The following is a 13930-nucleotide window of genomic DNA, read 5'->3' on the forward strand; positions in this document are numbered from 1 at the left end:
GAGCCGGTGCCCCACGCGCCGTCCGGCCACCGCGCGCGACGACGGGTGCGGCACGGGCGGAGGAACCGGGCGGCCGGGGCGGCGGCTCCGGACGCCCGGCACCCCCGGCCCGCTCCGGCCCGCCCCATCCCGCCCCGGCCGTACGCTGCGGACCCGGACCCCCTGCCCAATAGTGGAAAGGTGAGTGAGCAGCAGGGAACCTCCCCGCCGTACGGGCCGCGGCGTTCGGCCGACGGGCCCGTCGGGGCGCTGCTGCGCAGACTGCGCTACCGGCGGGTGCACGGCGTACCCGGCCTGCGCGGACACCGCTCGGTGGTCGGCAATGCGGTCCGGGTGACGGCCGCCTCCTGCCTCGCCTTCTACCTCTGCCGCTATGCGCTCGACCTGCCCGTGATGTCCGTCTACGCCACCTTCACCGTGGTGTCGCTCGGCGCGCTCGCCCGGATCCCGGGCTCGGGGCGGCAGCGCGCCGAGACCACCGTCATGGCGATCCCCGCCGGGCTCGTGCTCATCACGCTGGGCACCCTGCTCGCCGTGCAGACCTGGGCGGCCGTCCTCGGCATGCTCGTCATCGGCTTCATGGTGGCGTACGCGGGCACCACCGGGCCGCGGATCGCCGGGGCGGCGCCCGGCATGCAGCTGCTCTACATCCTGCCGTGCTTCCCGCCGTACGCCCCACAGGACCTGGTCCAGCGGTTGACCGGCTTCCTGCTGGGTGCCCTCCTGCTCGCGCTGGCGCAGCGGTTCCTGATGCCCGAACCGAAGACCCCGTCCTTCGGCCGGCTGCTGGCCGACGCCGCCGAGGCCGCCGCGGACCTGGCCGACCACCACGGCGGGCCCACTCCCGTGCAGGCGCTGGCCCGGGCGCACCGGGCCGGGGAGGCGCTCCGGCCGACCGCTGTCCCGCCCGCGGACCTGCCCGCCTCCCCCACCCTCACCCACAAGGCCATGGCGCACGCCGCGGAGGCCGTCCGCACCCTGCTGGCCCGGCTGGACACGCTGCACACCCTGGCGACCGGGCCGCACCACACGTACCACCCGGAGACGGTCGCGCTGCTCCAGGGCATCAGCGCCGCCGCGCGCGATACGGCGGACGCACTGCGGCGGGGAAAGCGGCTGCGGCCCGGCGAGGGGCCCTCCGCCGCGCCCCTGCAGGAGGAGCTGACCCCCGTCCGCGCCCACCGGGCGGTGGCCACCCTGGACCGGCTGGGCGCCGACGACCGGCTGGTCTATCTGCGCCGCCGGTCGCAGGTGGTGCAGGCCGCCGACTGCGCCGTGGTCCTCGTGCTGGCCACCCGGCTGCTGCTCGGCGACCGTACCGTCGACCGGAACCCGGTCGGGCACAGCTTCGCCTATGCGCGGGTGCACACCCCGCGGCTGTGGTGGCAGCGGCTGACCCTCCACCTCACCCCCCGCTCGGTGATCTTCCAGAACGCCTGCCGGTTCGCGCTGGGCCTGGCCGCGGCGCGGGCCATCGCCGGGGTCCTCGACCTGCAGCACGGCTTCTGGGTGCTGCTGGCGACGCTGACGCTCACCCGCACCACCACCCTGGAGACCTGGTCCGCGGTGCGGCAGGCACTGCTGGGCACCCTGGTCGGCGCGGTGGTGGCCGCCGGGCTGCTGGTGGTGGTCCAGGACCGGGACACGGTGTACGCGGTGATCCTGCCGCTGGTGATGCTGACGGCGTTCATCGCGGGGCCGCTGCGCGGGCTGGCCTGGGCCCAGGGCGGGTTCACGCTGGTGGTGGCCACGCTGTTCGCGCAGGTCACCCCGTCGACCTGGCAGCTGGCCCCGGTACGGCTGGTGGATGTGCTGGTCGGCAGCGTCATCGGGCTGGCCTGTGGTCTGGTGGCCTGGCCGCGGGGCGCGGGCAGCGAGGTGCGCAAGAGCATGGCGGGGCTGTGTTCCGCCATCGCCGACACCATCGGCCAGACCACCGCCCAGGTCGTCGAACGCGCCGGCAGCACCGACATCTTCGCCCTCAACCGCGCCCTGATCCTCGCGCGGGAGAGCCTGGCCCAGTACCAGTGCGAGGCGCGGGAGAATGCCGCCGGGCAGCCGGACTGGCCCACGGTGCTGGTCGCCGGGGCGGACGCGCGGCGCGGCGGGCGGCTGCTGCCCGGCCGCCCCGGCCGGATCGCGCCGCACGAGGTCGGAGCCTGGCTGCGCCGGGCGGCCGACTGCACCGCGGCCGACTACCGCGCCCTCGCCGACCGTCTCTGCGCCGACCGCGGCATGCCGCACGAACGCCCCCAACCGCTCGACATCCGCGGCCTGTTGGCCCTCACCCCGCCCGTGCCGCACCACGGCCCGGACCGGGAGCGCCGCGCGGTCTCCGCCGCCCTCCTCCTCGACTCGGTGATCTGGCTCGACGCGCTCACCGACGATCTGAGCCGCATCCACCAGGAGATGTGAGGCCGGTGTGGTGCGCCGCGGGGCCGGTGCGGTGCGCCGCGGGGCCGGTGCGGTGCGCCGCGGGGCCGGTGCCGGGCGCCGCGGGACGGCTGCCGGGCGCCGCGGGACGGCTGCCGGGTGCCCCGGCTCCGGTCCGCCCGGGTGCGGACGGGGGTGTTGCCCCTGATCCTGAAGCAGTGGAGCCGTGTGTCACGTGTGGCGTCGCGTCTCCCGGGCAACCGCCAGGGCACGAGCCAACAGCACAAGGAACCCGGTAAGGCAGCATGCCGCGGTAGCGCCGTGGCAGCGGAACGGACGCACATGAGCAATGGATTCATGGGTCCGGAGGGTTACGGCCCGGACTCTTTCGGTGACTTCCTCGCGCGCTTCTTCGGTGCCGCACAGTCCGCGAACGGCAAGGCGGGCAAACCCACGCACCCGCAGGCCGACATCGCCCGCATGATGAGCGGCCCCGCCCGGGACCTGGTGACCTCCGCGGCCGCCTACGCCGCCGAGCACGGCAGCCCGGAGCTCGGCACCGAGCATCTGCTGCGCGCCGCCCTGGCCGCCGAACCGACCCGCAGCATGCTCCAGCACGCCGGCACCGACCCCGACACGCTGGCGGCCGAGATCGACCGCAGCGCCGGTACGGGGCCCAAGCAGCGCAGCGTGGCGGTCACCCCCGCGGTCAAGCGGGCGCTGCTGAGCGCGCACGAGATGGCGCGGGACAACGGCGCCTCCTACATCGGCCCGGAGCATGTGCTGGACGCCCTGGCCGCGAACCTGGACTCGGCGGCGGGGCGCATTCTCAACCTCGCCCACTTCGAACCGTCGGCCGCGCCGCAGGGCAGTCACGGGCCGCAGCACCCGGGGGGCGAGCACGGCGCCGCTCCGAAGCACGACACGCCGACCCTCGACAAGTACAGCCGCGATCTGACCGACCTGGCCCGGGCGGGCCGGATCGACCCGGTCATCGGCCGCTCGGAGCAGATCGAGCAGACCATCGAGGTGCTCTCCCGGCGCGGGAAGAACAACCCCGTGCTGGTCGGCGACGCGGGCGTCGGCAAGACCGCGATCGTCGAGGGCCTGGCCCAGCGCCTCGCCGACGGGGACGTCCCCGAGACCCTGGCGGGCCGGCGCGTCGTCGCCCTGGATCTGACGGCCGTCGTCGCCGGCACCCGCTACCGCGGTGACTTCGAGGAGCGGATGAACGCCATCATCGAGGAGGTCCGCGCCCACCCCGGCTCGCTGATCGTCTTCATCGACGAGCTGCACACGGTCGTCGGCGCCGGCGGGGGCAGCGGGGACGGCGGTTCCCTGGAGGCGAGCAACATGCTCAAGCCCGCCCTGGCCCGCGGGGAGCTGCACGTCATCGGGGCCACCACCCTGGAGGAGTACCGGCGGCACATCGAGAAGGACGCCGCGCTCGCCCGGCGCTTCCAGCCCATCCTGGTGCCCGAGCCGAGCGTCTCCGACACGGTGGAGATCCTGCGTGGCCTCCAGGACCGCTACGAAGCACACCACCAGGTCCGCTACACCAACGAGGCGCTGCTCGCCGCGGTCGAGCTCGCCGACCGCTACATCGCCCACCGGTTCCTTCCCGACAAGGCCATCGACCTGATCGACCAGGCCGGCGCCCGGGTGCGGCTCCGTTCGGGTGCCACTGCCACCGATGTACGCGAACTGGAACGCGAAGTGGAGCAGCTGGCCCGGGACAAGGACCAGGCGGTGGCCGCCGAGCAGTACGAACGGGCCACCGAGCTGCGCGACCGGCTCGCCGAGGTCACCGCGCGGATCGAGGCCGAGCGGGGGGAGCCGCCGAGCGACTGCCGGATCGTCAGGGTCAGCGCCGAGGACATCGCCGAGATCGTGTCACGGCAGACCGGGGTGCCCGTGAGCAGCCTGACCCAGCAGGAGAAGGAGCTGCTGCTGGGGCTGGAGGGGCAGCTGCATACCCGGGTGATCGGGCAGGACGACGCCGTCACGGCCGTCTCCGAGGCGATTCTGCGGTCGCGGGCCGGCCTGGCCGACCCGAACCGTCCGATCGGCAGCTTCCTCTTCCTCGGCCCGACCGGCGTGGGCAAGACCGAGCTGGCCCGCGCGCTCGCCGAGGCGCTGTTCGGCAGCGAGGAGCGCATGGTGCGGCTGGACATGAGCGAGTATCAGGAGCGGCACGCCGTCAGCCGGCTGGTCGGTGCGCCCCCCGGATACGTCGGCCATGAGGACGCGGGCCAGCTGACCGAGGCGGTGCGCCACCACCCCTATTCGCTGCTGCTGCTCGACGAGGTGGAAAAGGCCCACCCCGATGTCTTCAACATGCTGCTGCAGGTCCTCGACGACGGGCATCTGACCGACGCGCAGGGCCGCACGGTCGACTTCAAGAACACCGTCATCGTGATGACCAGCAACCTCGGCTCCGAGGCGCTCAGCGGCGGCCGCGGCGTGCTCGGCTTCGGCCCGGACATCTCCGGGGCGGAGGCCGGCGACGGCGCGCGGGAACGTGCGCTGAGCTCCCTGCGCGACCACTTCCGCCCGGAGTTCCTCAACCGGCTCGACGAGATCATCGTCTTCCGCCGGCTCACCGACGACCAGCTGCGGCAGATCACCGGTCTGCTGCTCGACGGCACCAGCCGCAGGCTGCGCGCCCAGGACATCTCCATCGAGTTCACGCCCGGCGCCGTGGACTGGCTCACCCACCGCGGCCACCAGCCCGAATACGGGGCCCGGCCGCTGCGCCGCACCATCCAGCGCGAGGTCGACAACACGCTCTCCCGGCTGCTGCTCGACGGTGCGCTGTCGGCCGGGGACCAGGTGCGCGTGGAGGTCAAGGACAACGAGCTGGCCTTCAGCACCGGCGTGAAGAAGTAGGAGGCCCGGTGGGAGGGCTGGGGCCGCGGGACACCGCGCCGGGCCGCCATGAGTCGCCGGAGGAGCGAGCCGACCGGCGGTGGGCCGAGCTGCTGCAGGAGGTGCGGGTCATCCAGACCGGTGTGCAGATCCTCTTCGGCTTTCTGCTGACCGTCGTGTTCACCCCGCGCTTCGCCACCCTCCAACAGACCGACAAGACCATCTACGTGGTGACGGTCCTGCTCGGCGCGGCCACCACCGGCGCACTGGTCGGCACGGTGACCTTCCACCGGCTGGTCGCCGGCCACCGGCTGAAGCCCGAGACGGTGCTCTGGGCCTCCCGCCTGTCCCTGGTGGGGATCGTCCTCCTCCTGGCGACGGTCACCTCCGCGCTGCTGCTGATCCTGCGCATCGCGATGAACAACTCCGCCGTCCCCTGGGTCGTCGCGGGTCTCGTCGGCTGGTTCATGCTCTGCTGGTTCGCGCTGCCGGCCTGGGTACTGCACCGGTACTCGTCCAGGGATTGACTCCTCCCCCTGGTAAACGAGGGGGATTCCTAGCTCACGTCGCCTGCGGCCCGGCGGGCGCACAGGTCTTACACGATCAGCACTAGCCGGGTTGAAGACCAGCCCGGACCAGCATCACGCGCGCGGAGTTCTTGTCTCTGGGCGAGACGGCTCCGCACGCGGTGCAGGCGTATGTTCGTTCGGAGAGAGGTAGTGCGTGCTTGGTTCTCGCTCCGCACTGTGCGCAGTCCATGGTGGTGTGCGCGGGGTGCACGAGGCGGATGTCCCGCCCGTGCTTGCGGCCCATCTCGATCAGGACCTTCTTCGTGGCGCTGATCGCCGCGTCCGCTGCCTTGCGCGCCATGGTCGACTTGGCGAGGAACTTCGGACGGAAGTCCTCCACCGCCACAGCATCATGATCACGCACAACGGACTTGGCCCACTTGCGACCGGTGTCCTCCCGCTGGCGGGCGACCTTCTTGTAGGTCTTGGCGCGCAGCTTCTTCGCCTCGCGGTAGCCCTTCGAAGCGGCGTGGCCTTTCTTCGGCTTGCGCCGAGCCATCATGCGGTCGTACCGCCCCACCTTCGCCTGCGCCTTCCTCCCGTGCTGCGCGTGGGGAAGGTCGTACTCGTCGGAGGTGGTGGTCGCGGTCTCCTTGACGCCCCAGTCGATGCCGATCACGCGGCCGGTGGTCGCCAGCGCCTCGGCCACCGCGGGGACGACGAACGACGCCCACCAGCGGCCCACGCTGTCCCGGTACACGCGCACCGAGCTGGGCGCCTCGGGCAGCTGCCGCGACCACACCGGCCGTACGACGATCCCACCCGCCAGATGCAGACGGCCGTCCTTGAGCCGGAAACCCCGCTTCGTGTAGTTCAGCGTCGGCGCCGCCTCCCGCTTCTTCTTCCAGCGGGGCATCCCGGCCCGCTGCCGCATCGGCAACCGGTCCCTCATATCCTTCAACGCCTTGGCGCGGGACTTGCCGAAGTCGCGTACGAGCTGCTGCTGCGGGACGCTCGCGCCCTGGGCGAGCCAGGGCGTCACCCTGCGGGCCTCGGTCAGCATCCTGTCGAGCCGGGCCGGCCCACAGGTCATCTTCTCGCCGGTCGCCTGCGCTGCCTGGTGGACGGCCTTGGACTTCGCGACGCACTCATTCCACAGCCAGCGGCACCGGTCCGACTCGCTTTCCAGCGCACGCCGGGCCGATGCGGAAAGACGCAGACGGTAGGTGTAGCGGACGCACCCGGCACCCTCCGTCCTCGCTTCCGCAGCCATGCACATCAACCTACCGGGCAGGACTGACAGTTGAGCCCTATTGACCTTCGTAGTGCCCCTCACCTGCGGGGATGGTGGACACCGAATCGCCCTGACAGCGATTCGGCTTTTCCTGCCCTGCTCCGCAGGAGTCCGATTCTCCCCCGCAAGCGGGAGGTGCCCCCACACCGGCGTAAACGCCGGTGCGTCCTCGGAGGAATCCGGTGAGCGGGCGGCAGGGGCCTATGCCCGCCGCGCCGGGACACCGTGGGCCACCGGCTCGTACCGGCCCCACCGGCGGCCGTACACGGGACGAGGCCGCCAAGGGCGCGGGCCGGCTCCCTGGTCGGGGTCCCGGCCCGCGCCCTCGGCGGCCGTTGAGGCGTGCGCGGTCACGCCCCCGCGGTGGCCGTGCCGGCGCGGCGCGGACGGGTCAGCAGCGCGGCACCCGCGAGTCCGGCGGTGACGATCGCCAGTGCCACGGCGAGCATCTCGGGCCACATGCCGGTGTCTCCCAGCCCGCTGCCCAGCGGGGCGAAGACCCCGGCCCGGGACAAGGCGTGCAAAGCGATGATGATCATTGCCCCGGCGGCACTCGCCGTCCAGACCAGGGCGGTGTCGCGCATCGCGAGCAGCCCGGCCAGCATCAGATAGATGACGGTGATGGCCATCGAGAGCCCGGCGACCGCGGGCGCGCCCTGGAGATGCGCGGCGTTCACCGGCAGATGACCCAGCCCGCACAGCGCCAGGGCCAAGGCCGCCGGCCAGCGCAGTACGGACCGCAGCACGCCGGGATGCGCGTAGCCCGGCTGGCGGGACGCATCGTCCGGCGTGGACCACGGCCCGCTCTGCGGCATACCGGCCGTCCGCTGGGCCCACGGCGGGCGGCTCGGCGGCTGGTTGACCGGGTTCTCGCGCTGCCCGGGGGCGAGCGGCTGACCGTCGCGGCCCAGGGGTCGGACATCGGGGTCGAGGACGTGCATGTTCGCGGTGGGCTCCGGTTCGAAGGGTCCCCCCGGCCCGCCGGGTCCGCCGGGGCCGCCGGGGCCGCCAGGTCCGCCGCGGCCGGGCGGGAAGGGGTCGGCCATGGGGTAGTCCGCGCCGCCGCCGGCCTTCGTACGGTCGAACAGCTCGATCAGCTGGGCGACCTCCTCGACGGATCTGTCGACGGCCACCGCGCGCAGTGCGTCATTGCTCGACTCCGCGGTGTGCGGAGCGGCTCTGAGCATGTCGAAGAGCGCAGCGACCTCGCTCACCGGACGGGAAATGACCGCCATACGCAGCGCTTCATCGCCGGGGTTGGGAACGTCGCCGCTGCGCTTGAGCAGCTCCACAAGGGCGGCGACTTCCTCCAAGGGCCGATTGGTGACTGCCTCCCACAAAAGGGTGCGGGCGGAGTTTTTCTCAGGGGTCATGGGCGGAAAGTGCTCGCCGGTTCCTGTCGAGGACAGTTCGGCGTCGCCCCCACAAAGAGCTGGTTCGGATGACATGGAGGGACTCCACTGAACGAGGGGAGCGTCAAACACCAGAAGCGCTGACACTCGGCGGACTGTGAGCGTGCTGTGCTTCAGCCAACGTCCCTACGGGCCGCCCTCGCCATTCAGGAAGGCCATCCGGTGGAAACACGCCGTGACGCCCGGGCGTGCCGCGCCCCGCGGCCGCGGACCGGCGGACTCGGCCGGACCCCGCCGGCCCGGCCCGGCCCTCCCTGCGACACGGGTGCGCCCCGCCCCTCCCCGGTGCTCCTGACAGCGGGACCGACAGCGGGACATCCCTCCTCACGGAGTGTGACTTTGCGGGGGTTGCTGGGCGCTGCCGGGCCTGATTCGCTGGTAACACAGCTCTCCCCCCATACCGCCCAAGGAGAGATCATGAGCGCTACCGGAGAATCTCGCGGACGAATCCAGCAGATGCGCGACAAGGCCCAGGAATTGCAGGCGGCCGCGGAACGCGCCGGCGACCCCGAGGAGCGCAAGCGGCTCCAGGAGAAGGCCCGCAGGCTGCAGTCCCAGAGCGAGCAGGAAAGCGGAATGGCCAGCGGAGACATCTACCCCTCGGAGTGAGGCCGCCGCACGTCCTCACGGGAAGCGGGAAACACCACGGACGGGACGCGCCCTCGGGCCGCGTCCCGTCCGCCGTATTCCCTCCGCTGTGTTCTGACCCGCCGGGGACTCCCGGCGGGTCGGCCCTGCTACTTCTTGACGAATTCGGTGGTGTAGGTCTTCTTCAAATCCACCGTGGCGTTCTTCAGGTTGGGGTTGAAGGACTTCAGCACCCGCTCGACGGTCGCCGGGCCGTCGGCCGGCATCACCCCGTCCTTGGTGAACATCGGCAGGGTGTCCTTGATCGCCTGGGCGTACAGCTTCTTGCCGCCCTGGGCGTAGTCGGCCGGCATCTTGGCGGCGATCTGCTCGGCGGTGTGGGTGGACATCCACTTGAGCGTCTTCACGAAGGCGTCGGCCAGCTTGTGCACGGTCTCCTTGTGGCTGTTCACCCAGTCGGTGTTCATGTAGAGGCTGGAGGAGGGGTAGGGCCCGCCGAGCGCCTTCTGCGAGCCCTCCGGGGTGCGCATGTCCAGGAGGACCTTGCCGAGGTTCTTGTCCACGATCTGCGCGACCGTCGGGTCCGTCGTCATCCCGCCCTGGATCGAGCCCTGCTGGAGGGCCGAGAGGAACGTCTGGCCGGCGCCGACCGCCACCGGAGTGAACTCGTTGGTCTGCACCCCGTTCTTCACCGCGAGGTACTTGGTCAGGAAGTCGGTGGACGAGCCGAGGCCGGTGACACCGAGCTTCTTGCCCTTGAAGTCCTTGGGCGAGGTGAGGTCACCGGCCGCCTTGTTGGACACCACCTCGACCTCACCGGGGGCGTGCGCGAGCTGCACCACCGACTCCACCTGCTTGCCCTTGACCTGCAGATCGAGGGTGTGGTCGTAGAAACCGACGACGCCCTGGACGTCGCCGGAGACGAGCGAGGTGGTGGCCTGCACACCGGCCGGTTCGGTGAGCAGGGTGACGTCCAGGCCCTCGTCCTTGAAGTAGCCGAGCTGCTGGGTGAGTCTGGCCGGCAGGTAGATGACCTTGTCGAGGCCGCCCACCATGATCTTGATCTTGCCGTTCTTGTCGTCGGAGCCGGCGGCCGCGGAGCCGCCGCCGCAGGCGGTGAGCGTGGTCAGGGCGAGGGTGGCGGCGGCCACGGCGGCCGAGATCTTCAGTGGGGTGCGCATGGTCATGTCCTTGTGAGGTGGCAGGGGAAAGGAGGGGGTGGGGGCAGGAGGGGGCTCAGCGGCCGTCGCCGGCGTCGGCCGGCTTCCAGCGGAAGAGCCGCCGTTCGAGGAAGGCCAGCAGCCCCTCGGCGAGCAGGGCGACCACGGCGAGGATCACCATCGCGGCGTACACACCGGCCGCGTTGAAGGTGCCCTGGGACGCCGCGACCAGCAGGCCCAGCCCCTTGGTCGCGCCGATGTACTCGCCGACGATCGCGCCGATCAGCGCGAAGCCGAAGCTGACGTGCAGGCTGGTGAAGATCCATGAGGTGGCGGAGGGGATCACCACCTGCAAGGTGACCTGGCGGTTGCTGGCGCCGAGGATCCGGGAGTTGGCGACCAGGTTGCGGTCGACCTCCCGTGCGCCCTGGAAGGCGTTGAAGAAGACCGGGAAGAAGACCAGGACCACGGCCGAGGCGACCTTGGAGGCCGGTCCGAGGCCGAACCAGATGAGGAAGATGGGGGCCAGGACGATCCGCGGGAGGGCGTTGAGCACCTTGATGTACGGGCCGAGCACATCGGCGAGGAAGCGGATCCGGCCCAGCGTGATGCCCAGCACCACACCGCCGATGACGCCGATGACCCAGCCGAAGAGCGCTTCGTAGAGCGTGTACCAGACCTGCTCCCACAGCGTGCCCTGCGGAGTGCCGTGCAGCGCCCACTGGACCGTCTGGTCCCAGATCTTCGAGGGCATCGAGAAGTTGAAGGGGTCGATGACGGCGGCGCGGGCCAGCCACTCCCACAGCACGAGCAGCCCGACCAGCAGCAGTACCCGGGTGCCGTACACCAGGAGCTTGTGATTGCGGGCGGCTCGCGCCCTGGCCTGCGAGCGGTCGGTGCGGCCCGCTGCCGTGCGGGACGTGACGGGGGTGACGGTTTCAGGCGACATGTGCGGCACCCCTCTCGCGGGTGATCCGGACCTCTTCGCCGAGGGAGGACCAGATCTCCCGGTAGATCTCCAGGAACCGCGGCTCCAGCCGGATCGATTCGACCTTGCGCGGACGCGGCAGATCGACCGCGAAGACCTCCTTGACGGTCGCCGGACCGGCGGTCATGACCACCACCTTGTCGGCGAGCGCGATGGATTCCTCCAGGTCGTGGGTGACGAAGACGACGGAGGCGCCGGTGCCCGACCACAGCTCCAGCAGTTCGTCCGACATCAGCGCCCGGGTCTGCACGTCGAGGGCGGAGAACGGCTCGTCCATGAGGAGGATTTCGGGGTCGTTGACGAAGGTCGCGGCGAGGGCGACGCGCTTGCGCTGCCCGCCGGAGAGCTGATGCGGATAGCGGTCCTCGAAGGCCGCCAGTCCGACCCGGGCAAGCCATTCCCGAGCCCGCTGCCGGGCTTCCGTCTTCGGTACGCCGCGGAACCGCGGGCCGGCCATCACGTTCGACAGCACGGTGCGCCAGGGGAAGACCGCATCCTGCTGGAAGACGAACCCGATCTTGTCCCCGATGCCCCGGACCGGCTCGCCGGCGACCAGCACGTCACCTTCGGTCGGCTCCTCCAGCCCGCTGACCAGGGTCAGCGTGGTGGACTTGCCGCAGCCGGTGGGGCCGACGACGGCGACGAACTCACCGCGTTCGACGACCAGATCCAGATCCCGGACGGCGGTGTGCAGCGCCCCCGAGGGAGTGCGGAATGCCTTGCTCGTACCCCGCAGTTCGATAGCGGGGCTCGTGTGCCTGTTCATGGCCGGGAGGCTAGGAGTGAGCGGGGCCACAGCGGCAGCCTTGTGGGCGCAAGCCGGCTTTCTGCGCGCAAACCCTGTTGTGCTCATTTTGCTCGCGCTAGAACAGCTAAGTCTTTATCAAGGGGTGCGCAATTGCTCACGCACGGCTTACCGTGCGTGCACCGCGAGATAACTGGAAGTTTCGGTTCCGCAAGCGAGCGGAGGGCCGGAGACGAGGGAGGCCCCATGCGCATCCGCCGGCCCCGACGTGTCTTTGCGCAGGTGCTGACCGCGCAAGTGACCCTCACCACCGGCGTCATGGTGCTGGCCACCGGCCTGTTCCTGGCCCCGCTCAGCTCCCAGCTGGACGATCAGGCGATGCGCCGTGCGCTGTCCATCGCCCAGACCACCGCCGCCGAACCGGACCTCGCCCGGGAACTGGCCGCCACCGCGCCGGACGCCCACGGACCGGTGCAGGCCGACGCCGAGCGGATCCGCAAGGCGACCGGGGCGCTGTACGTCGTGGTGATGGACACCCGCGGAGTGCGCTGGTCGCACACGAACCCCGCCGAGATCGGCCGGCACGTCTCCACCGACCCCAGCCGGACCCTGGCCGGACGGCAGGTCCGGCAGATCGACACCGGGACGCTGGGGCGTTCGGCCCGCGCCAAGGTGCCGCTGCGCGACGACCACGGCCGGATCGTCGGCGCGGTATCGGTCGGCATCGCCTACGACAGCGTCCACAGCCGGCTGCTGGGCACCATCCCCGCGGTGCTGCGGTACGCGGGCGCGGCACTGGCCGTCGGCGTCCTGGCCGCGCTCGTCCTCGCCCGCGGGCTGCGGCGCCGTACCCACGGGGTGGCGTTCGCCGACATCTCCGCACTCCTCGACGAGCGGGAGGCGATGCTGCACGGCATCCGTGAGGGGGTGGTCGCCTTCGACCGGCGCGGCCGGATCCGGCTGGTCAATGACGAGGCCGAACGGCTGCTGGGCCTGGACGGACAGGCCGCGGGGCGGGCGCTGGACGAGGTGCTGGCGCCGGGCCGGACGACGGATGTGCTGGCCGGGCGGGTGGCGGGCGCGGATCTGCTGGCCGTGAGCGGCGGGCGGGTGCTGGTCGCGAACCGGATGCCGACGCCGGACGGCGGGGCGGTGGTGACGCTGCGCGACCGCACCGAACTGGAGCTGCTCGGGCGGGAACTGGACAGCACCCAGGGGCTGTTGGACGCACTGCGGGCCCAGGACCACGAGCACGCCAATCAGCTGCACACCCTGCGCGGACTGCTGGAACTCGGCCGGCACGACACGGCGGTCGCCTTCGTCACCGAAGTGACCAGCGCCCAGCGGGCCTCCGCGGAACAGATCGCGGAGCGGGTGCACGACCCGCTGCTCTCCGCGCTGCTCGTCGGCAAGGCGGCCATCGCGGCCGAACGCGGCGTACCGCTGCGGGTGTCGCCCGCGACGCTGCTGCCCGATGCGGTGGTCGACCCGCGCGATCTGGTGACCGTCCTGGGCAATCTCATCGACAACGCGCTGGACGCCGCCGCCGGGCACCGCCGGTCCGAGCCCTTCGTCGAGGTGGAGCTGCAGGGCGAGGGCAGCACGGCCGTGCTGCGGGTCTCGGACACCGGAGCGGGGGTGCCGCCGGAGCTACGGGAGCGGATCTTCGCCGAGGGCTGGTCCACCAAGGCCGTCCCACCGGCCCCCGCGGACGGGCTGTCCGGGCGCTCGGTGGCCTTCCACCGCGGCCGGGGCATCGGCCTCGCGCTGGTGCGCCGGCTCGCCGAGCGCTACGGCGGAATGGCCCGGGTGACCGCTCGCGCGGGCGGCGGCGCGGTCTTCACCGTGGTCCTGCCCGAGGCACTCGCCCCGCCGGCCGACTCCCCCGGACGTGCCCTCACGACCGCGGGAGAGCCCAGGTGAGCGGGGTGTCGCGGCGCCGGGAGCGCCAGGAACGAGCGGGGTCGGCCGGGCGAGCGCCGAGCGCGGAATC

At 71.8% G+C, this 13930-nt stretch carries 9 protein-coding genes and 1 pseudogene; 5 read left to right on the plus strand and 5 right to left on the minus strand.

Features of this window, described 5'->3' with window-relative positions; all coding sequences use genetic code 11:
• Positions 1–180: 180 nt before the first annotated feature.
• The 3 genes from BKA18_RS03060 (at position 181) to BKA18_RS03070 (ending at position 5768) form a co-directional block, all read left to right on the plus strand.
• Positions 181–2415, plus strand: coding sequence for an FUSC family protein (locus BKA18_RS03060; RefSeq protein WP_366045990.1), 2235 nt, complete (start codon positions 181–183; stop codon positions 2413–2415).
• A gap of 300 nt (positions 2416–2715) precedes the next feature.
• Positions 2716–5262, plus strand: coding sequence for an ATP-dependent Clp protease ATP-binding subunit (locus BKA18_RS03065; RefSeq protein ID WP_051007050.1), 2547 nt, complete (start codon positions 2716–2718; stop codon positions 5260–5262).
• Between the two features lie 8 nt (positions 5263–5270).
• Positions 5271–5768 (plus strand): DUF6328 family protein, encoded by a 498-nt coding sequence (locus BKA18_RS03070; RefSeq protein ID WP_366045991.1) that lies wholly within the window; start codon positions 5271–5273, stop codon positions 5766–5768.
• 51 nt (positions 5769–5819) lie between these two features.
• On the opposite strand, the pseudogene BKA18_RS03075 reads toward BKA18_RS03070, so the two are convergent.
• Together BKA18_RS03075 and BKA18_RS03080 are read right to left on the minus strand one after the other, a co-directional pair.
• Positions 5820–7023, minus strand: a pseudogene (locus BKA18_RS03075) (RNA-guided endonuclease InsQ/TnpB family protein); the annotation flags it as partial.
• 371 nt (positions 7024–7394) lie between these two features.
• Complete coding sequence (locus BKA18_RS03080; RefSeq protein ID WP_366045992.1) at positions 7395–8417, minus strand: hypothetical protein; 1023 nt, start codon at positions 8415–8417, stop codon at positions 7395–7397.
• A gap of 456 nt (positions 8418–8873) precedes the next feature.
• Between BKA18_RS03080 and BKA18_RS03085 the strand changes: the two genes are divergently transcribed.
• Entirely contained in the window at positions 8874–9065 is a 192-nt protein-coding gene (locus BKA18_RS03085; RefSeq protein WP_040901172.1) for a DUF6381 family protein, read from the plus strand.
• A gap of 128 nt (positions 9066–9193) precedes the next feature.
• Here the strand turns inward: BKA18_RS03085 and BKA18_RS03090 are convergent, their stop codons facing one another.
• From BKA18_RS03090 to BKA18_RS03100, 3 genes are read right to left on the minus strand one after another with little or no spacing between them, the layout of a single operon-like run.
• The gene (locus BKA18_RS03090) at positions 9194–10225 is read right to left on the minus strand and encodes an ABC transporter substrate-binding protein (protein WP_366045993.1); all 1032 of its coding nucleotides are present in this window, start codon (positions 10223–10225) and stop codon (positions 9194–9196) included.
• A 55-nt stretch (positions 10226–10280) separates the two neighbouring features.
• Complete coding sequence (locus tag BKA18_RS03095) at positions 10281–11153, minus strand: ABC transporter permease (protein ID WP_366045994.1); 873 nt, start codon at positions 11151–11153, stop codon at positions 10281–10283.
• Positions 11143–11958: an ABC transporter ATP-binding protein gene (locus BKA18_RS03100; RefSeq protein WP_006606647.1), complete on the minus strand. Its 816-nt coding sequence runs from the start codon at positions 11956–11958 to the stop codon at positions 11143–11145. The genes BKA18_RS03095 and BKA18_RS03100 overlap by 11 nt, the downstream gene beginning before the upstream one ends.
• Positions 11959–12183: 225 nt before the next feature.
• On the opposite strand from BKA18_RS03100, the gene BKA18_RS03105 reads away from it, so the two are divergent.
• A complete protein-coding gene (locus BKA18_RS03105) occupies positions 12184–13860 on the plus strand; it encodes a sensor histidine kinase (protein WP_366045995.1) in 1677 nt (558 codons plus the stop codon).
• Positions 13861–13930: the final 70 nt, after the last annotated feature.

The sequence above is a fragment of the Streptomyces auratus genome, from assembly GCF_050433025.1.
GTDB classification, from domain to species: Bacteria; Actinomycetota; Actinomycetes; order Streptomycetales; family Streptomycetaceae; genus Streptomyces; species Streptomyces sioyaensis.